Origin of the sequence: Paenibacillus sp. 11B (assembly GCF_030487755.1) — a bacterium.
GTDB lineage: Bacteria > Bacillota > Bacilli > Paenibacillales > Paenibacillaceae > Paenibacillus > Paenibacillus vandeheii.
The window spans coordinates 274,391-294,781 of record NZ_JAUKNS010000005.1; the positions used below are offsets into that span (position 1 = coordinate 274,391).

The following is a 20,391-nucleotide window of genomic DNA, read 5'->3' on the forward strand; positions in this document are numbered from 1 at the left end:
TTTGTTCAGAATCGTTTAGTACAATGATCACATTCTTTTTATTTCGATAGGCGGCACTACTCAGAAAAATCAGGAAGAGGTATTCACTTGAACTACTTAAGTACACGCAACAAGGTACTTGTCACGGCTACTGTGATTATGTCTTGTATTTACGTCATTTGGCGTACATTCTTCACTATTCCTTTCGGACATGGCCCTCTCGCCGTGACCGCAGGTCTTGCCCTCCTCATTGTCGAACTTATAGGTATGTTCGAACTGGCGGTCCATTTTTACAATATGACCCGGCTCGAATATCCTACACTTCCTATTGTTGACGAAGCCTTATATCCGGATGTGGATGTATTTATCGCGACTTATAATGAACCCACTTCGCTACTGTTCAAAACGATTAACGGCTGTCTGAACATGGATTATCCTGATCACTCCAAAGTACATATCCATCTGTGTGATGACTCTAACCGTCCCGAGATGCGGGAACTGGCGGCGCACCTGGGCATTAACTACCTTACGCGAACGGAGCATGTGCACGCCAAGGCGGGTAACCTGAACAATGCGATGAAGCATACGTCCTCCCCGCTAATCGTCACTTTTGATGCCGACATGATTCCGAAGCATGATTTTCTGACGTCGTGCGTTCCCTACTTTCTGACCGGAGAAAAAATCGGTTTTGTGCAGACACCACAGAGCTTCTATAATCCCGATCAATTCCAGTACAATCTGTACTCTGAGAACCGGATACCGAATGAACAGGATTATTTCTATCGGGACGTACAAGTAGGACGCAACAAATCCAACTCCGTCATCTATGGGGGAACAAATACTGTACTCTCCAGACAGGCGCTGGAAGACGTGGGCGGTTTCTACACTGGCTCCATTACAGAGGATTTTGCTACCGGTATTGAGATGCAGAGCAAAGGGTATCGCTGCTTCGCCACCAACAAAGTATTAGCCTCCGGGCTTGCTCCCGGTGATCTGAAAAGCCTGATCAAACAGCGCCAGCGCTGGGCGCGCGGTTGTATCCAAACAGGCAAAAAGATGAACCTTCTTTTCAAGAAAGGACTTAGCTTTGCCCAAAAGCTGAACTATATCTCTTCCATTACCTACTGGTACTCCGGGTTAAAACGGTTGCTGTACATCATGTCACCCATATTGTTTGCCGTGTTTGGCATTCTGGTTGTGAAATGTACCATTCTGGAGATCCTTGTGTTCTGGTTGCCGATGTATCTATTGACCAACACCTGTCTGCGAATGCTATCCGGCAATATTCGGACCACCAAATGGACCAATGTATATGAGACCATTTTGTTCCCATCCCTTCTGCCGGCCGTCATTCTGGAGACCCTTGGCATCACGATGAACAAATTCGTCGTTACCCGCAAAGACGGAGCGCAAAATAATGATCGGAACTATCAAATTAAACAGATGATTCCTCATCTGATTCTGGCGGTGCTGTCCATAATCGGAATCGTGAATTGCATTCATTGGACATTCAGTCAGGGCACGATTGGTTTCCTCGTTGTGCTGTACTGGTTATTGATTAATTTCTATAACATCATGATGTCGATCTTCTTCCTGGCTGGACGCAAAGTATTCCGAAACCACGAGCGCTCAATGGCTGCCGTGGATTGCACGCTCACTACGGAGGGGGAGACCATCTCCTGCATCACTCACGATCTCTCGGAAGGCGGAATTTCCGTTATACTAGATACACCGAAGTACATTCCAAGTGATATCGAGATTGGCATTAAACTGGTGAATGATCGATATTCAAGCGAGTTTACAGGCAAGGTGGCGCATGTCGCTTCGATCGGGAACCGTTGGAAATATGCTTTTACCGTCAAGGAGATCACGGAACAAGAGCAGCGCCAGCTGCTGCATATTATCTATGATCGCGAACCTACGCTGCCGCAGAAGCTGGACAAGGATATCAGTACATTTGAAGACATTCGCCTGAATTTTGTGCGTCGGGGTCAGAGTGAATTCATGTCCAACCGGAAGCTGGCACGAATTGCGCTGAATCGCGAATTGCAAACACCGGATCATGGAAACATGACATTGCTGGATTTCAACTATGAATTCGTTCTGGTGGAGATGGAAAATCATGATTTGGTCAATGAAATCCAACTTCCGCTTGGCGAAGATATCTCACTCGAATGCGTGTGGGTACAATCCCTGCGTGACAAACGAGGGGACCTTTACCGTGTGACCAATATTCGTGACATTGCTCGCAACCATCAGATGCCGACATTGGAAGCACTGCTGAAACAGTGGAATAAGGAACATATGCAGCAGGGCAAAAAAGGCCCTACATCTCAAGGCAAAAACAATTTCTCACCAGACGAATTGAACGAGATGGCTTATTTATAGAGCGGAGGCAAGTGAAGCATGATCAAAAAGTGGAAACAACTGACGCTTGTTGCCAGTTTAACTGTGTTATGGAGCGTGTATCCGATTCAGGCTGTTCAGGCTGAGCAGCTCAAGGTGAGCGGGACTACACTCCATGAATGGAACAATGGAGCCAAGGTAGAGGCAAGCGTTGATAACAAAGGCAGTATTCAGATTAAGAGCTCCACGCTGGGACTCAAAAAAGGATACTATTCGGCCTACGTCTATGAGCTGCAGAATCGAGACTGGTCAGGCTATGGGGCCTTGACCTTCTCCATCCGCAATGAATCGGACCGAAGGCTGCCTCTTAATATCGTACTGACTCGATCGGATAAACTCTCCCTAACTGTATCTGATGATCGAAACGTCATCGTTGTTGAGAAATCAACCGGGCAGGCTGAGCTGGTTCACCCGGTATCAGGTCTGATTGAGTTGGAACCGGGATTTGTCGGACAGATCCGTATTCCCTTTTCCAGCCTTATGGTCCAGAACAAAGCCAGCACGGCAGGTCAGGCGAACCTGGGCAAAGTCATTGGCTGGGGCATTACAACTACAACTCCGGAAAACGCCAAGCTGAACTTCCGCATCGGCAATATCAAACCTATATCCAGGAAGCAAGCGGTGGTGGAGAACGATCTGACCACCTTGCAATTGACTGGTGACGAGCGTGTGGTGAAGCCCGTAGCCGGGGAATCTATTGTCCAATACGGTGTTCAATCAACCTCTAAAGAAATGCCCGATGTAAAATTCCAGCTCGACAGCCCTGTGCAGGGAGTATCTATCACACCGGATGGACTACTGACGCTCCATACCGATGTCGATGCTGAGCGAGCGACCATACGTGCACTAGTGAATGGCAAATGGAATTTGACAACCATCGTCATGCTGGATCGCTCCTCAGCCATGAATGTTCAGGAGAAAGACGGGACCCCGCGCTCTATTCCTGACCCATCTGAAGTTACCAAGGTGCTCAGCCCTGCGGACCCACTCATGAAAACATCGGTGGGATGGTTTATTCGACTCTTGTTAACAGCTGCCGGAATCCATGGACTCATTCTCTACTGGCTGTGGAGAAGACAACGGAAAAACTCTGGCTCTCTAAAGCGGCGTTCCCGGGAAGATCGACAAGCAAGGCGTCCTTTTCGCATGTAAAATGACTTTGGCAGATCACCCGAATCTGAGATCCGGGTGTCTGTTTTACTTGGGCATGTTGTATCAATAGCTACAACATGCCCCCTTATATGATCCTCAAGGAGGAAAGGCAGTGCTCTTTTCCAGTGTAATCTTTCTATTTTATTTCCTGCCGCTTGTGCTGGGGCTGTATTACATACTGAAATTCTCGGTTACGGCCAAAAACATGCTGCTGCTTGTTGCCAGTCTGTTCTTCTATGCATGGGGTGAACCGTGGTTTGTCCTCATCATGCTGGCTTCCATCTGTTTCAACTATATCTTTGCCCTGCTCGTGGACAAATTCAGGGAACGACGGAATGCCGCCTACACCATCATTACGTTGATGCTTATTGTCAATCTGGGTATGCTGTTTGTTTTTAAATATATGGCCTTCGCGCTGCGGATAGTGAACGAGAATACCGACATTGGCCTAAGTATCCCGAATATCGCGTTACCTTTAGGTATCTCCTTCTTTACCTTCCACGGAATCTCCTACGTGATCGATGTGTATCGCGGACATGGCGCTGTGCAGAAAAATCTCTTTTATGTCGCGCTGTATATCTCCTTCTTCCCTCAGCTCATTGCCGGACCAATCCTGCGCTATAACACAATTGCAGATCAGATGGTCAACCGTAAGGAAAGCTGGGACAAGTTCGCACTGGGCTGCTGCCGCTTCATTGTCGGTCTGGGTAAAAAAGTGCTGTTATCCAACAGCATGGCGATTGTTGCAGATCACATCTTCAGCATGGGTGGCACCTCGAATATTCCGGCAAGTCTGGCATGGCTTGGAGCCATCGCCTATACATTGCAGATTTATTTTGATTTCTCGGGGTACTCCGATATGGCAATTGGTCTCGCCCTCATGTTCGGTTTCAAATTCGAAGAGAACTTCAGATATCCATATATCTCCCGTTCCATCACCGAATTCTGGCGCCGCTGGCATATCTCGCTGGGCACCTGGTTCAAGGAATATGTCTATTTCCCACTCGGAGGATCACGTGTCACCAACAAGGATAAAATGATTCGCAATCTGCTCATCGTCTGGGGACTTACTGGGGTATGGCATGGTGCGGAGTGGACATTTGTAGTCTGGGGATTAATTAACTTCGCATTCATTGCTCTGGAGAAAATATCCAACTTCGATAAAGGAACTCGCTTCAACCCGCTGCGGCATCTCTATGCTATGTTTATTGTGGTCATCGGGTGGGTGATCTTCCGTTCACCGGATCTGCTGCAAGCTGGCAACTATCTGGGCAACATGTTTGGACTGTACGGCAATGGATTCTGGAGTGATACGACCTGGATGTTCCTGAAAGAGTACGCACTCTTCTTCATCCTCGGTATTCTGTTCTGCATGCCGATTGCCACGCGAATGAACAAACTGATGGTCGACGGCGCACGTTTCAGCAAACCATTGGTACTGGCTTATCCGCTTACGATCATCGTTCTATTCCTGATCTGTGTATCGTATCTGGTCAAAGGTACATACAATCCATTTATTTATTTCAATTTCTAATTCTGAGAGAAGGCACAAGCATGCACAACTTTTTTGCCAAAAAGAGAATCACGGCTTTCCTCTTCATTCTCGTGCTCGTGACGTTCTCTGTCCTGAATATCATTCAGTCCTTCGGGCCGATCCAAAAGACGCTGGCCTCAGCGGACTACCATTATTCTGAAGCCAAAGAACTGATCCACGAACTGGATGACGACATTAATGAGCATGTCTTCGAGAAATTCGGCTTCGTGGAAGCGTACGGATATATGCAGTCACTCATGTGGAAGAACGAGGAGAACAACTTCGAGGTTGTGAAAGACATGGAGGGCAAGCTGCACTATACCTACTTCGCTACTGGGCCGACGGATACGAAAGATCTGTCGGATCGGGTGGCTGCGCTGGGAGCACATTTGGACCCCAAAACGAAGCTGACCTATGTGATGACACCAGACAAATACGTGCGAGGCTATACGCAGTTTCCAGAGGGAATTCCGTACAATTATAACAACGAAACAGCCGATGGCTTTTTGGCCAATCTCAAGCAGGATGGCATCGATACAGTTGATCTGCGTAAAGGTTTGTTGGAAAGCGGTATTCCGGCAAATGATCTCTTTTTTACCACGGATCATCACTGGAAAATCAAGACCGCGTTCTGGGCCTTCGGTCAGCTCGTGAATCATCTGGACGGCATGTACGACAAACCGCTGGACCCGGATCATTATTTCACGGACTTAAATAACTACAATGTAGTTCCGTATCAGGATATTTTTATTGGATCACAGGGGCGAAAAGCCGGGAAATATTTTGCTGGTGACGATGACTTTGACCTGATCTATCCGAAGTTCAAAACGGACTATTCCTTCTACTTTAAGACCGGTGAGACGGAAGCCACACTGAATGGCCGCTTCGAGGATGCGCTGCTCACGACCTATCCACTGAATGTGCAAGGAGCTACCTATGATCTAACTGCTGACAAGTACTTTACGTACCTGTACGGGAATCAGGGAATCGTTCATGTGGTGAACAAAGACAAATCGAACGGACTCAAAGTCATGTTCATCAAGGACTCTCTCGCAGTGCCGATGATCTCCTTCTTGTCCACCGTCGTGTCTGAGATTTACCTGATTGATCCACGGTATTATACGGGAGACATCATGGATTTCGCCAGCAAAACCGACCTGGATCACGTCTTTGTGTCGATATCACCGCAGGATCTCGTAGATGAGTTTTTCCCTTACGGATCGAAAGATTAACTCGGTGAAGGATCATACTTTACCACTACAGTGGCAGAACAATCTTCCGATCACTGTTATCCCCAGATTTCTTTTATCCCTTTTTATTAGGGAGAAATCCGGTGATAAAGGTGAACGCTTCGCTTCTCCAGATTCTTTCTGCCTCCTCCGTTCAGGTATGATCTTGTAGTCAAACATAAGAAAGGGTACCCCACAGCCAATAATCTGGCAGACAGGGTACCCTTTCTTTTTGTATTCCAATAGATCAGTTTCGTTCACGCTTCGCCTTTTGTTCCTTATAATATTGTAAAACGTCACGCGGGCTGCCTTGAAACGCTCTTTCCTTGCCATATACATACGCCTGCTCCAAATAAGCAAAAGCTTCATCATGCTGCTCAAGTCGCATGCAGACGATACCAAGATCAATTATAGGACCCGTATTAATATCCGAACCTCGCGTTTGCAGGGCTATTTCAGCCCAAGGTTTCGCCAGTGTGAACTGCTCCAGGTCCATATGTGCATTCACGTGACAGGAAGCAATCCAGCTCGCAATCTCCCAGTCCGTCTTCGGTTCGGGCAGCATCCCCCAAGCCTGATCATAATAGATCAGGGCTTGCTCATGCTGCTGCGTTTCATCCAGAACATTGCCTGCTTCTACCGTTTCAATAATTTGTCTCTCCAGTTCGGGATGCTCCGGTGTCAGATCCTTCACTCCGCAACCTCCTCCTCCAGTTCGAAATACCATTCCAGAAAGTTATTGAAACTCGCCCACTGCGGTGTGCTTTCACCGCTCAGAAAACGTTCGATCGATTCACCCAGCTCCACCAGAGCCACATCTCCCGTTTGGCGGTTATAAAAGAATCCACCCTCGCCCTCAAAGCTGTCCAGCGGTATGTAGGCTTCTGGCAATCCAAGCGTAAGTTGAGCCACTGTCATGTCCTCCAAGTATACGGTGTTTTCCATAACCCAGCAGATCTGATAGATCTCCTGATGTCTGCTGTAAAAGGTCGGACCATCATCCGCATGCAAATAAAAATGTGCAAAATCAGATTCAAGATCTATACCCAGTTGACGTAAAGCTTCTTCATACTCTGCTGGTACATCTTCATGCCACCAGCCCTGATTCTGACAATAATCAATCACTTTATTGGATAACATATTAAGCCTCCTAATGAATCAAACATGATGAGTATAAGCCCTCTGGCTGTAAGATAGCTTTTAACTTTATAACCTAACCTGTTATCCCGTTAGACAACTTAATTGCAGAACGATATCGAGTGTGGTTGCCCATCACCCATTCATGAAACATATAAATACTGTATCAAAAGAACAAGACGAATGGAAATGGAGACATTTCTATTTACCCATCCAAAAGCCCACGATAAGCAGAACACTCCGCAACCAGTCTCAATTTCCTTATTCTGGCGCAACTTCCCCCTCATTCTTTCGTCTAATAATTGATTAACAACGAAGGAGATGACTATGCGAATAAGTTGCAGTCCTGGTTTCCCCGGAAGTATGATTGGTTCAATTGATCTTCAGCCTACCAAGTTTAATACGGGCGTTTCCCATAAAAGTGAGATTACTCACCATGTTGATCCAGACCTCATAGCCATTCCCTATGTGGAAAATCCTGAATTCGGAACAACCTTTGATGCGATGAAGATGATGAAGGGAACGTTCCAAGAAGAGTTTCAAGAGAGCTATGATGTGGAATTTACGATTGATGTGGATAAAAAGGGGTACATCACCCAGTTTGAGCATACCTTTGCACTGGAGCGTTATCTTGATCTTGTGCGGACGCAGTCCTATAAAGTGATTAAGACGAATTGGAAGGGACGTTCCTTCCATGTCATGACTTACTGTTATATGGAGGAAGTGTGCAACCCGGATAATGTAATCTTCAAATGTAACCATGCAGAGGATGTTTTTGTCGTAGCAGAACTTGTTCCCTATTCTGTCGGTGGTGTTGTGGTGCAGCCCAACAATGTGTACCTTCATCTCCGTGCATTAATCTCGGCAAGAGATGATCTCTACCCGATCGACTATATGTGTGAACCTGATTTTGATCTAAGCATTGAAGCCTAAATTCCACATCATTTAAATACAGCAGAGAGCACAAGGCGTTCCTGGCTTACTCCGGATCACCTGTGCTCTTGTTTAATATAGGTTCTGCTTACCGAAAAAATGAAATCTCAGGGGTGATTAAATGATTTTCGAGAAGAAACGCCCGAAGCCAAAAGAGAACGTTTGAGACAAGAAGAATTAAAGGGAAACTCCATGGGTACGTTTGGTGATGGTATCAATCGTGCTCAATTGGGAAGCTTATCCGATTTAGTTGGCAGTTTGGGATGGAAAGGCACCGGAATCCTCATTATATTATTCATAGTAGGCTATGTAATTTATAAATTAGTGTTCTGAGAAGGATAGGTAACGATGCACTCTTTGCTACTTGAATAAATCCTTGGTGAGTACCCCTTCCGATGTGGTTCTTCCATGTGAATCACCTACCCCCGTTCCTGATTTCGCGATCATTCTATCATTTTCTCATGTGGAAAAGTAAAAATAGCCCTTGAGCAGAAGGTTGAATGAGATTCTTTCCTTCTGCTCAAGGGCTGGCCGAAATTGATTATTTATTTGACCTCGGCATTCAGCCGTTCAATAAGTTCAAGCAACTCCAGCGGTTCACCAACTGTATGAGTTGGACGTTCTGTCTCATCCATCGGCTCATGGGGATAACGAGGCGTCCAGCTCTGAAAGATGCTGGTGATGCCCAGTGCGTTAGCTCCCTTCATATCACGACTCAGGTTATTACCAATCATCACCGTCCTGGAAAAATCCCCTTCAGACAAATCAAGGGCACCAATTGCTGCCTTGAACATCCGCGGGCTTGGCTTGCTGGCTTTAATATTCTCCGAAATAATCATTGTGCTAAAATAATCATGAAGTCCATGCTGCTTAAATACGTTCTTGAAGGATTGTGCATCGCCGTCAGCAACCAAGGCCAGTGTGTATCCTTGTTCATGAAGCTTTTGAATCGTGATATCCGCACCCGGAATCAGATCCGCAGTCAGAACAATTCCTTCTTCGTCCCGAATCTCGGTAGATTCATCAACGATGGTATCGCCGCTGTCAAAAAAGATAATTAGCTTTTTGTCGTCCATGTCCGTTATGACCGTCCTCTTCATTCAATTGGTGTAACGACTTGCCGGTTTCCGTTTGACCATATACAATGATGTTCCAAAATAAGGTATAGCGCTTAATCCAATGTTACAATGGAGACGAATAAAAAATCAATCATTTTTTCGTCGAGCTCGTGCGGATACCTGATTTAAGCTTAATCATCTCGACCGAAAAAATAATCAGGATCAATTGGACGGTAGTTGGAGGTTCTGCTGCTTACCGAATAGCTTTGCTTTTGCTGCCATCGCTTTATTCAACCTTACTCTTAATCCACTCATCCATTCCGGCTCATGCGCCCAATGTTCTGCTCCAGACCGAAGCACACGTACGTAACCGTACAGATTGGCAAAGCGACGGCATGCAGGGAACATCGACTCCATATCATAGGTGTCTCCAGCTTCTGCCCAATACCCTTGCATAAACGTTTGCTTCTTCTGCTCCCATTGTTCCGGCTGGATTTCCTCCTGTAAACTATCGAGGCTCTGCTCCACATCCATTGCATACCAGTGGTACATCGCATCATCGAAGTCAATGGCGTAACAGGACTGACTCTCCTCGTCATAGAAGACATTATCCAGTTCAAAGTCATAATGAATTAACCCGAAGGTCTGCTGTGTAACGGGCCAATGTGCAAAACAACTCCGGAGAACTTCTACCTCATTGAGCGCCGCAGTCTCGCCAGGGAACTCCCCCAGCACGTCCTTCATCCAATCCAGTACATCCGTATACGTCCAGCGTTTCGCCTGTTTAGGTGTGTATTCGCAAGATAAACGATGCAGCCTCCCCAATGCCTCACCCAAGCTACACACGATCTGGTCATTCAAATCAATACTACCCATCTGGTTACCCGGCACTCGTTTGAAAACGGAGGCATAATACATTCCCCAAGGCGTATGGGCCTCTACCAGCTCTTTTCCGGTATGGGAGGCAACAGCTTCCATGACGCCATATTGATTTAGTTTAAGATAGGACAGGAACTCCAGTTCCGCTGCAAGATTGGTTTGATTTTTCTCCTCTACCGGGGCAAAACGAAGCAACCGAACCTCTCCCTGATCTCTGAACGGATACACGGCATTGGAGGATATACGATAATACTGAAACATGTCCAGTGACTCGGAATCATAACTCCAGTTTTTCAAAATCATCTCGGCGAGATCGTTATTATGGAATAAATATTTAAGTTTTAACATGGGCGTATCTCCTTATGGGTCGTTTAAATAGAACGCTTTTAGGGTTCCGATTCCTATTTTTGCGCGCAAAAAGCCGCAGGCTATGCCTGCGGCTTCAAAAAATTCCGGGTGCACGAGGTATACTTTCATAAGCAAATAAACCTCGTGAATACCAGGAAAAAGGAGCAGTTATATCCTATATGTCGGCAGACTTTGGATTTCGTCACATAAGCAAAAATACAAATGCTTCGTCATGCTTCCATTGCTCTGCCGGATCTATTCAGTTCATATTCACCTTAATTGTTGTAGCCACGCTTTGCATCATCTTAGCCCGTCGTTTCATGACGATCACTCCTTCCGAAAAACAAGTTATTTCCATAATACTCCAATAATTGATTACAGGCAAAGGTTATCAGGATTGTGTAACAACCATGCGTTCTACAGTCTCCGTGTTCTCTTTGTACCACACCATAACGACATCTCCCTCTTTCAGATCAGATACCTGAATGGAAGAATCGGCGCTTTGGTTGTTACCAGGTGCCCCCATGCCCATTCCTTGTGAGATGTTCACATCATCACCAATGTTCAATTTCATTTCGATGCCAGTATCCTTCATGTCTGTACTCCCGCCTCTGGAGACGCCTGGTTGTCTTCCATTTCCATTCGTGGAGCCTGTGGTTGAGTTGTCCTGCACCTCAAGTAATGCGATCGTGACTGTGCTTCCTTCAACGGAAATAACTCTGCCCGTAAGGTCGGCATTCATCATTCCCCTCATCTCGTCCGTGCTACCTGTTCTGCCATTCATTCCTTGGCCCCCGCCTCTCTGCGTTCCTCCGTTCATGCCAGGGCCACCGCCATTCATCATTCCGCCACCATTCATGCCTTGGGCGGAACCGGTATTCGTAATGTTCTGGGCAGTGATGGCGTCGCAGGCGGATAGAAAAACTGTGCAGGTAAACAACAGGAGCATAGCCGATGTGAGATAACCTTTTTTTCGCATACGGATCACCTCTTTCTCAGGGAAGAGCGTTCCCAGCCAAGTTTTCTATAAAATATGAAATTATATGCATCTTTGAATCCCATGTACGACAACACAACCAGCAACGGATATACGGGGTAGATATATCTCGATTTAATCTCCCACAGAATATAGAATCCGATAAATCCGAGAATAATCAGAATTAAAGAGACCTCATCATACCTTTTTCCACGAATACTACCGATTAAGCGAATGACAATAAAGCAGTACATCAAGAAATTCATCACATAAACGACCCAGAGCACTCCCGTCCGGTAGACGGAATCTCCCTGAAACAAGTCCGTTACCGCATTGGTATAACTATAGGAGCCGGCAATTCCACCACCTCTTCCTTCCCCCATCCCCGAGGAGCTTTCATTACCGATGCCATATCGATCCATTTGGTAGGTTCCTTCGGTCCAGGTCCAAATGATCTTTTTGTAATACATCTGGGCCAAATCACTTAAGCTGGCTTCTGACAGTTTCCGTTCAATCTCCTGCTTGTACAGCTCTGTACTTTCAGCTTTATTATAATTAGCATCTCTCTGATAGATCTGGTAGCTCTCCATATTATCCCAGAAGCCGAATCTTTCGAGATTAATACCCATGTTCAGCCACATATAGACCGGAGCCGAGTTTTCCCCAACAGGTTCACTTACAGCACCAGAAGAATTCAAGACCGCATTCTGAGTCCAACCTGGGACGCTATACAACATAGCCAGCACAAAAATGGAGGCAATTCCTTTCTTGATTCCAATACTTCGCATATTCAGCAGAATGGTTAACATGGCGGCAATCAGCACAATCACGCCGACGCTTCGGAAGTAGTTTCCAACCGCGAGCAGAATGGCAGCGATAAGGATTGTTTTCCAGGACTTTTCACGTATGAACCGAATCAAAAAATACAGACAAGACGTGAGAAATGCCGTGGCAATCACATCGTTATAGATCAGGTTATTCAGAAACAGAGACGGCAGATACGTCGCCGCGAAGATCAGAACCCCGTAATCACGCTCCGTGGACTTGTTATTTAACTGTTTATAAATGAGATAAATCATTAATGTCGTTACGGTTGAAAACAAAATATTGAACAGCTTGATTACCAGATAATTATCCGGGAACAGGTACAGCAATGTTTTTAAATACAAGACGGTAGAAAAGTTGAACGGGAACATATGCAAATATCCGCCCGTTTCGAACGAGGAATAGTCCTGATCGTAGAGCATGTTCATGGCGAGTGAAAGCACCGTCTGTGAATCATCGGTAGGCACTCTTGGAAATACGAAGATAATTATGATTTGAATAGCTAGAGAACATAGCAGCACCACCGGAATAACAACCTTTGGGCTGGCTTTGTTCAGCTTCAGGCAAAGGCGGTATAGCAGGGTACCGGATACAAGAAGCAACGCAATCACCGGGATAAAAATACTCCACTGCTGTGCGCCCAGAATCGGATTATCCCCGTACAAGGTGTAATTGTACTGCGCCCGGACAAACAGGGACGAAACGATAAACACACCGACAAAAATAAGCAGAATGAGATAAAGCGACTTATGGATCACCTTAGACATGCCAAAACTCCTTTTCCAGTACAGGATTCGGGAATAGTATAATGCCTCTACCTGAAAAAAGGCTGAATTCAGATTCGTGCGAATGAATACTCATTGGGAGATGATTTACAGCACAAAAAAAGACCGTCCCTTGGTTAAGGGAACGGTCCGTATGTCTATTTTTATAAAAGAGTATATGGGCTTTAAGGCTAATCGTTGAAGATCACTTTTCGTCCTTAATAAACTCAATAATATCCTGGATCTCACAATCCAAAGCCTCGCATATTCGATTCAGCGTATCGAACTTCACGCCATCTGTTTCCTCATTATATAATTTGGCAATCCCATTTCTATGTAGTCCGGTTAGTCGGGATAAATCGGCAATGTTAATTCTTTTCTCTCCCATAATTCGAGATAAATGAATCTTAATCATACATGTTCTCCTCCAAACTATAATGCATACTGTAGTGTTGACAAAGCACACCACAAAGTGTATATTTGAATGAATATAATGTACACTGTAGTGTTCATATATAAGCTCAATATCTATACATTTCCTAAAAGAGGTGTGCAAAAATGATAGAATCTCTGGAATCTTTGGCAGAACCGTTAATCCGAACGCGCTTAGAGTTATTATACAACAATTTGTCTCACACGCAGCCTGATTATACCCAACTATCTGAAGAATCTGATCATTATTTTCATACCATTCGCCAAGCTTTACCTGAATATCTGAATCAGACCATTTTTTTATATGAAGATACTCAACTTTCTATTCAAACACTTCTGGAAAGAGAGATTTATTTACAAGGGTTTCGGGATGCCCTGCAACTAATGAGCGAGTTACATATACACAGATTCTGACGCCATAGCTTCTTACAAAATATGCTATAATCAACAAAGCAATAGAATAGGCTTAAAGGGTCGGTCGGCTACCTCGCCATGAAGGGAGGGATGCCCTGTGACAGTGTTTGAAGCAATCATGTTGATGCTTACCTTTGGTACGCTCATCGTTGCCATTCTGTCCGATAAACGCAAATAGACCGCCCCCATAGCAAAGGAATGCGGTCTATTTCATCGTGCCCTTATGTTACTGAAGCCCACCGCCCTTAAAAGCGGCTATTGCTCAGAGAGTCGTGTTACCAGCACGGCCCTCTTTGCATTTTACGTCTAATCTGCTCTAATTATACCATACTCAAATCTTTGAAGTCATATATAAACCGTGTTAATCCTCATACAATTCCTTATACTCGTGCAAATATAAAACCTCAATACAATTGGACCAGTTCAGAACCGAACCGACAAAGTCCTGAATGTCCAATCCTGGCATTTCATAAGTACCTTCTGTATTTACCGAACCCGTTGCATCCTCAATCAGAGTGACTTTGAACCCTTCATGCTCGGCCGCAATTGTCGTAAACAGGCAACAATATTCTGTATTAAATCCCACAATAAACACATGTTCCACCTGATGTTCATCGAGCCATTTCTTCAACTCCGGGTTGCTAAAGGCGTTAGGTTTACTTTTTTCCAGAATCGTATGCCGCCCAGTGTCGACTACAATCTCCAGACCCGCAGCATTCTTGTAAAATAGTGAAGATCCCTCGTGGTCATAGTCTACATGTTTCAAGTAAATGACCGGTTCATTCCGCTGTTCAAAATCAGCGATAACTGCTTCAATGTTCCCTACCTGTACTGTGAAATCCCTCAATGACGTAATCCCGTATTGCACATCCAATACAATCAGAGCTTTGTTCATATGCTTTCCCCTTGCTTTAGTTGATCGATAGACGTTTTCCCACTTCCACTACTTCTTTCGTTTCTTTTCCAAAGCCTTCTTCGCATTTTCCTGTACCCGAAATTCCACAATTCTGCGGATCAATTCTTCTGGCAATGGCTGATCTATGGGAAATTGCACCGATCCTTTGGCTCCTTTATACCGTGAGAGTTCTTCCTTAAATGCTTCGATCCCACTGGCACTCGGGTAAAATCCGATATGCTTGGCGTAAGCGGCAAAATGAACCAAGTTTCCGTGCTCTGCATATGTGGGCATCTTGTAACTGATCTTCTCCACCGCATTGGGAGCGGAAGCGCGAATAATCTGTCTTAATGCCTGTAATTTATCCTGTACATCCGAAGGAAATTGAGAGATATATTCATCTACCAGCACATCAGAAGTGGTACTCTCTGACATCTTGAACTCCTTCCGCACGTCCATTCGTGGTATGGCATTTTTCACAACGTCATGGCTCGGCCATTTCGCATCAGATAATCTTCCTTGGCTTTGTAGTCTGGCATAATACTGCCAACACGACGCCAAAACGAACGATCATGATTCATGTGGTGAATATGACACAATTCATGAATGATCACGTAATCAATCACTTCCAGCGGTGCCATCGCCAAGCGGTAGTTAAACGTAAGTTTTTTGTCCCAGCTGCAGCTTCCCCACTTGGTCGCCGATTCCACGATATCCACAGACTTCGGCTTCACCTTCAACTCCTGCTGGTAACGGCCGATGCGCTCACCGATCATTCTTTTACACTCGGCAAAATAAAACTTCTTCAGATTCGCACGCAAATCTTCTTCCGAATAACCCTCTACGTCAATTAACTCATGCAGCGCATGTTCTTGGCCAAAAAGCAGGAACTTTCCCTTGCCTTCCTCTTCGTATTCCTTGGCTTGAGGACCATCCAGCGCCTGCTGCATCAAGGCTGATTTCGTCAAAATCACTTCCCCATGCTGCTCCACAAGTTGTTGAATCATTTCTTCGCTGGTGCCATTGGGAGCCTTGATTGTGACCATATAAGGTAAATCCATAGTGATGGAGACTTTCTTGCGTTTTCCATATTCAATATGACAGGTAATAGGATGATTGTTTATTTCAATAGTTAGCATAACGTGCTCCACTTCTTCCGATATTTCAATGTCAAAATTCTGATTTATTCTTCAGATTGTAACCTATTCAGTAACTCCATGCATAATGTTCAGCGAATTATAATGTTTTAATTGAATTTTTATTCATAAATATGTATTATTATAAAATTATAAGATAGGAGGATAGATATGACCCCTACATCGAATCCGGATTATAAAACCATTGAGGAACTATCGCTCAACCATTGGCAGCCCTTATCCACCTTGCTTTTTGACGGATGGTTACTGCGTTTTGCACAGGGATATACGAAGCGTGCCAACTCCATTCAACCTCTTCACTACTCGATCCAGGATGTGCATGAAAAGATCGAGCAATGCGAGCGAATCTACGCTTCCAATCAGTTAAGTACCATATTTAAGATTACACCGTTTATCCAGCCGGATCGTCTCGACCAGCTTTTGCATGAAAAGGGGTATGATGTTGTGGATCTGAGCCAGGTCCAGACTCGGAGTCTGGAAACCATTAAGGAGCCTGAGTACTCAGAAGTAAAAATAAACGAACAATTAACCGGAGAGTGGTTGGATCACTTTTGCAGATTGAATCAAGTGAATGATCTGCATCGGGGAACGATGGAACAAATGTTGACCAACATCCGTACGCGCACAGGTTTCATCTCGCTGTTCCTCGACGGACAAGTCGTTGCTTGTGGATTCGGTGTGGTGGAACGAGGCTATATTGCATTGTATGACATCATTACAGACGCTAACTTTCGGAATCGGGGATTGGCCGAGCAGATGATCCTTCATCTGTTGCATTGGGGAAAAGAGAATGGCGCTACGTCCAGTTACCTGCAAGTAGTTGCTAATAACGCACCCGCATTAAAACTGTATGCCAAGCTTGGATTCTCGGAGATCTATACCTACTGGTATAGGGTCAAGGAAACCCAAGTCTGATCTAGATCAGATTTTTAGCTTCGAACAATTTAAACAAAAAAAGAGCTGGTTCTCAGCTCTGATTACGTTCCAATTGTTTTTCGATCCCCAGCCTGTCGATCTGAATCCAGTATTCTGCAATTCGCTCATTCTCCACCCGGTATACCGCACTCGCAATTTCAATCACTGGCAGGTGGGTCGGCGCATATCCATCCACTTCTCCGACATGAGTACCCACTTGTTTCCAGCGTACATATACCTTATCTCCCTGTGCCAGCAGCTCCTGAATCTGGAGTGAAAAATCTCCGTACGCCTCAATCATTTCCCTCACATGATCCGCATAGACGGAAGGAGTTCTTCTGACTGTCACTTCCTCTTCCGAGATCACCTGGTGAGCCAGTACCTGCTCGGCCATCAGTGTATTGGCATAATCAAGATTACGACCCGAGCGCACTTCTTCAAAAAAAGTTCTAACAATCTGTTCTGGCGTCATCCAATCCACTCCATTTTTCGTTTTATCATGCTTGTACCAGAAGTATCGACGAATCTCACTCTCTCGTAAAAATCAATTTAACTAGCTCTTATACAGGATTCTTACTCTATTGTATATAGTCATAATATACCATTACATATCTTGACAATAAGTCTATATGACCATAGACTAGCAAAAGACATTAGGGAATTAATAGGAGGTTTTGATTATAAGAGGTTCGAAAATAGGTTTTAACCAGAAATGATAATCTTCGGTGTTTAGATTTTTTAGAAATTAGCCTTTGGAACAACTTAGAAAAACGAGAAAGTGGTGTACCATGAAACGTTTATTTTTGATTATGTTTACGCTCACCCTGTTATTGGCGGGATGCCAGAGCAATAACAAGGAGAGTAGCCCGTCCGAGAATAACCCCACAGAAATATTAGAAGGCTCTAGTGTATTAAGTTTGAAGCAGAAGTACGGCTCCGAATCAAATAAAGCGATCATGCCGATGTATAACGTAGCACAAGATGAAGAATTTACGTTCAAGTTTAAAGCGGATTTGGGAAAATCTAACTGGTCGCTGAGTGATATGATTTCAGTACATACCGATATAAAAGCACTTAAAGCAAGTGAAGTAGCATTGTTGTCAAATATTCATGACAATAGTATTTCTATTAAACCTCTTGGTTGGGGAGTTTTAAGCTCAGATTCAATGAGAACCAAGAGTCAAAGCTCTTGGGGTGGAGCCCCAATTTATTACATTCGTCTGAATTATGATCCGGACGCAGAGAAACTGACATTGCTCGATCAACCAATTATCATTCCGTTTACGGTGAGATCGGAGTTACCTGTACCCAACCTAAGATACGAAATTGACAAAGATAGACGGTTCAAGTTGGTCTGGGACAAGGTGGAAGGCGCAACTGAATATAAAATTTATAAACGTTCTGACCTAACCGACTTTGATACAAACAAACCTTTAACTGGCGAAGAGGATGCTTTCAGCAATAGTCTACCTTTAGATATTGCGGTAACGACTGAGACTTCCTTTAATGATTTTATGAAGGACGGCAAGGGCGGGCTTGCGACTTATAATGAAATGATCACGACTCATCAGAACCATGGTATACGAGGAGAATATTACGTCACTGCAATCGGTGGAGGCAAAGAATCCAATTTTAGTAAAGGTGTACCTACCGCTCCGCTTGCTTCCCAGTTACCGACAGCTTTGAAAGAACAATTGTATAGGGAGAAATTAAAGAATATAGATGTACTTCCTCAGAAAACAACAGTTGAGTACAATGACGGCTCTCTAGCCCAAGAAACCATTGTCTATGATACTACCAACGTAGAGATGTCGGAGTTCAATGAAACAAATATTCCTTTTCATATTAAAGGAACAGCTCTGAAAAGTTACGTACGAGTGGAGAATGTGACCCAAGAAGACCTGGATAGACTTGCCCAACAAACCGTGGCCGATTCCAGTAACGGACTGGTGGAACCAAAGAACGACACACCTTACGTCCCTGCACCTGATGTGCCAACCATTATCAACAATCATGATGCGCCTGCGACTGAGCCTTCAACGGAAACAGGAGCAGAACCGACGGTGGAAGAAGCTCCATCTACGGAGTCCGCAACCCATTCTGCAACGTCAGAAGATAAAACTGACCCGGTATCCAACGAGGCTTCCGATGATACTTCCGATAAGGCTTCCGATAAGGCTTCCGATAAAGTTTCTGACGAAATTTCGAGTGAATCTCCTGATTCAGCCTCCGGAACTGAAGAAGACAACTTGGTGGATGAGCAGAAATCCAATACACAGCAAAATGTAGAGCAAGGTAATCAGGAAACGGTTCCTGAACCTGCTACAGGCGATGCCATGATCAATGCAGATTCTGCATTGGAAGAAGTTCTGGCTAAAAACATGGTTGCAGCCCAAGACAAGATTTCATTGAAAGCTTTTCCAGAAGCCCAAAACTTCACAACGCTCTCAGATGTGGTCCTGAAAGTGATGTACCAGAATCCATTGATTCTGGGTGTGGAAGGTTTTGAATACAATTACGGCACACTTACCCTTTCGATCCATTACAATGAGTCGGCAGATGTGATCCATAAGAAACAGGACGAGATTATTGCCAAAGCAAACGAAGTTGTCGCTTCCATCATCAAGGATGGCATGAAGGATGATGAGAAACGGAAAGCCATCTACGATTATCTGAACGATAACGCGGAGTATGATGATGCGGCACTTGAAAATGCGGAACAGAACAACTTTAAACATGTCGACGCACAGTTCAATGATTCGTTTACAACATACGGTATTCTTGTCAAAGGCGTTGGCGTATGTGCCAGCTATGCTTCTGTTTACAAACTGCTGTCCGATCTGTCTGGACTGGAAAGCATTGTCGTAACGGGAGCGTCCAGCGGTGTTCCTCATGCGTGGAATAAGGTCAAAATCGGGAATGAATGGTTCCATGTGGATGCCACCAATAACCTGACCAATTCCGGTATTCCTTACTTCCTGTACAATGCAAATGATGAGACAGCTGCAAGTCAGAAATCGATAGCGGATAAGGATTACTGGCTTGATTCTGAACTTGCCCTGTTTAATGGCGAAAGTGATGCGAACGATTATTATGTACAGAACGATCTCGAAGTCGCTTCGATTAGTGAATACAAAACAAAGGCTGAGAGTGAACTGAAAAATGGGGAGAAACGGGTTATTCTCCGTTTTGCATCGCCCGTTGATTCAGATGAACTGATGACCGCTGCAGGTGAAGCTCTAGCTGCATTCGATGAAGCCCTTCTGGGTACGGCGCAATTGGCTACACTCGGTAGCTACGCCATTCTGGAACCTAACCCGGAACAGAAGTAATTCATTAATCAAGAAAAATTCCATAA

The 20,391-nt window shown here is 44.8% G+C and carries 20 protein-coding genes and 1 pseudogene; 10 read left to right on the top strand and 11 right to left on the bottom strand.

The annotated features are described in order from the left end of the window. Nucleotides 1–87 precede the first annotated feature (87 nt). From Q0V21_RS23330 to Q0V21_RS23345, 4 genes are all read left to right on the top strand, one after another. Complete coding sequence (locus tag Q0V21_RS23330) at nt 88–2,367, top strand: glycosyltransferase (RefSeq protein ID WP_301880819.1); 2,280 nt, start codon at nt 88–90, stop codon at nt 2,365–2,367. An 18-nt stretch (nt 2,368–2,385) separates the two neighbouring features. Next, on the top strand, nt 2,386–3,537 hold the full coding sequence (locus tag Q0V21_RS23335; protein WP_079350422.1) for a hypothetical protein: 1,152 nt from the start codon (nt 2,386–2,388) through the stop codon (nt 3,535–3,537). A 112-nt stretch (nt 3,538–3,649) separates the two neighbouring features. Continuing rightward, the gene (locus tag Q0V21_RS23340) at nt 3,650–5,071 is read left to right on the top strand and encodes an MBOAT family O-acyltransferase (protein ID WP_301880820.1); all 1,422 of its coding nucleotides are present in this window, start codon (nt 3,650–3,652) and stop codon (nt 5,069–5,071) included. 20 nt (nt 5,072–5,091) lie between these two features. Then, nucleotides 5,092–6,303, top strand: a complete 1,212-nt coding sequence (locus tag Q0V21_RS23345; RefSeq protein WP_301880821.1) for an alginate O-acetyltransferase AlgX-related protein — start codon at nt 5,092–5,094, stop codon at nt 6,301–6,303. Nucleotides 6,304–6,547: 244 nt separating this feature from the next. On the opposite strand, the gene Q0V21_RS23350 is transcribed toward Q0V21_RS23345, so the two are convergent. Further along, entirely contained in the window at nt 6,548–6,994 is a 447-nt protein-coding gene (locus Q0V21_RS23350) for a hypothetical protein (protein ID WP_079350425.1), read from the bottom strand. Continuing rightward, a complete protein-coding gene (locus Q0V21_RS23355) occupies nt 6,991–7,440 on the bottom strand; it encodes a hypothetical protein (protein ID WP_079350426.1) in 450 nt (149 codons plus the stop codon). Before Q0V21_RS23355 ends, Q0V21_RS23350 begins: the two co-directional genes overlap by 4 nt. 324 nt (nt 7,441–7,764) lie before the next feature. Between Q0V21_RS23355 and Q0V21_RS23360 the strand changes: the two genes are divergently transcribed. Next, nucleotides 7,765–8,370, top strand: a complete 606-nt coding sequence (locus tag Q0V21_RS23360) for a hypothetical protein (protein ID WP_079350427.1) — start codon at nt 7,765–7,767, stop codon at nt 8,368–8,370. Between the two features lie 141 nt (nt 8,371–8,511). After that, nucleotides 8,512–8,703: pseudogene (locus tag Q0V21_RS23365) on the top strand (DUF6366 family protein); the annotation flags it as partial. A 212-nt stretch (nt 8,704–8,915) separates the two neighbouring features. Here Q0V21_RS23365 and Q0V21_RS23370 read toward each other — a convergent pair. The 5 genes from Q0V21_RS23370 to Q0V21_RS23390 all read right to left on the bottom strand — a co-directional run bounded on the left by Q0V21_RS23370 (nt 8,916) and on the right by Q0V21_RS23390 (nt 13,635). Further along, nucleotides 8,916–9,446, bottom strand: a complete 531-nt coding sequence (locus tag Q0V21_RS23370; RefSeq protein WP_079350428.1) for an HAD family hydrolase — start codon at nt 9,444–9,446, stop codon at nt 8,916–8,918. A gap of 204 nt (nt 9,447–9,650) precedes the next feature. After that, on the bottom strand, nt 9,651–10,655 hold the full coding sequence (locus Q0V21_RS23375) for a phosphotransferase enzyme family protein (protein ID WP_079350429.1): 1,005 nt from the start codon (nt 10,653–10,655) through the stop codon (nt 9,651–9,653). A 391-nt stretch (nt 10,656–11,046) separates the two neighbouring features. Beyond that, nucleotides 11,047–11,634: a hypothetical protein gene (locus tag Q0V21_RS23380; RefSeq protein ID WP_079350430.1), complete on the bottom strand. Its 588-nt coding sequence runs from the start codon at nt 11,632–11,634 to the stop codon at nt 11,047–11,049. Nucleotides 11,635–11,639: 5 nt separating this feature from the next. After that, entirely contained in the window at nt 11,640–13,223 is a 1,584-nt protein-coding gene (locus Q0V21_RS23385; protein WP_301880822.1) for a glycosyltransferase family 39 protein, read from the bottom strand. 202 nt (nt 13,224–13,425) lie between these two features. After that, nucleotides 13,426–13,635 carry a helix-turn-helix domain-containing protein gene (locus Q0V21_RS23390; RefSeq protein ID WP_017690565.1) on the bottom strand — a complete coding sequence of 70 codons (210 nt, stop codon included), beginning with the start codon at nt 13,633–13,635 and terminating at the stop codon, nt 13,426–13,428. Nucleotides 13,636–13,778: 143 nt separating this feature from the next. On the opposite strand from Q0V21_RS23390, the gene Q0V21_RS23395 reads away from it, so the two are divergent. Both Q0V21_RS23395 and Q0V21_RS32930 read left to right on the top strand, forming a co-directional pair. Further along, nucleotides 13,779–14,066: a hypothetical protein gene (locus Q0V21_RS23395; RefSeq protein ID WP_079350432.1), complete on the top strand. Its 288-nt coding sequence runs from the start codon at nt 13,779–13,781 to the stop codon at nt 14,064–14,066. A gap of 103 nt (nt 14,067–14,169) precedes the next feature. Beyond that, on the top strand, nt 14,170–14,244 hold the full coding sequence (locus tag Q0V21_RS32930) for a putative holin-like toxin (RefSeq protein WP_367620549.1): 75 nt from the start codon (nt 14,170–14,172) through the stop codon (nt 14,242–14,244). Between the two features lie 183 nt (nt 14,245–14,427). Here the strand turns inward: Q0V21_RS32930 and Q0V21_RS23400 are convergent, their stop codons facing one another. The 3 genes from Q0V21_RS23400 to Q0V21_RS23410 are packed head-to-tail and all read right to left on the bottom strand — an operon-like array spanning nt 14,428 to nt 16,100. Then, on the bottom strand, nt 14,428–14,961 hold the full coding sequence (locus Q0V21_RS23400; protein ID WP_079350433.1) for an isochorismatase family protein: 534 nt from the start codon (nt 14,959–14,961) through the stop codon (nt 14,428–14,430). A gap of 48 nt (nt 14,962–15,009) precedes the next feature. Then, nucleotides 15,010–15,396, bottom strand: coding sequence for an iron chaperone (locus Q0V21_RS23405; RefSeq protein WP_079350434.1), 387 nt, complete (start codon nt 15,394–15,396; stop codon nt 15,010–15,012). Nucleotides 15,397–15,437: 41 nt separating this feature from the next. Next, complete coding sequence (locus tag Q0V21_RS23410) at nt 15,438–16,100, bottom strand: M48 family metallopeptidase (RefSeq protein WP_285079922.1); 663 nt, start codon at nt 16,098–16,100, stop codon at nt 15,438–15,440. A 168-nt stretch (nt 16,101–16,268) separates the two neighbouring features. Here Q0V21_RS23410 and Q0V21_RS23415 point away from each other — a divergent pair, with 168 nt between their 5' ends. Beyond that, on the top strand, nt 16,269–17,033 hold the full coding sequence (locus Q0V21_RS23415; RefSeq protein WP_301880825.1) for a GNAT family N-acetyltransferase: 765 nt from the start codon (nt 16,269–16,271) through the stop codon (nt 17,031–17,033). 52 nt (nt 17,034–17,085) lie between these two features. On the opposite strand, the gene Q0V21_RS23420 is transcribed toward Q0V21_RS23415, so the two are convergent. Then, nucleotides 17,086–17,505: an ester cyclase gene (locus tag Q0V21_RS23420; RefSeq protein WP_301880826.1), complete on the bottom strand. Its 420-nt coding sequence runs from the start codon at nt 17,503–17,505 to the stop codon at nt 17,086–17,088. A gap of 316 nt (nt 17,506–17,821) precedes the next feature. On the opposite strand from Q0V21_RS23420, the gene Q0V21_RS23425 reads away from it, so the two are divergent. Next, the gene (locus Q0V21_RS23425; RefSeq protein WP_301880827.1) at nt 17,822–20,365 is read left to right on the top strand and encodes a transglutaminase domain-containing protein; all 2,544 of its coding nucleotides are present in this window, start codon (nt 17,822–17,824) and stop codon (nt 20,363–20,365) included. Nucleotides 20,366–20,391: the final 26 nt, after the last annotated feature.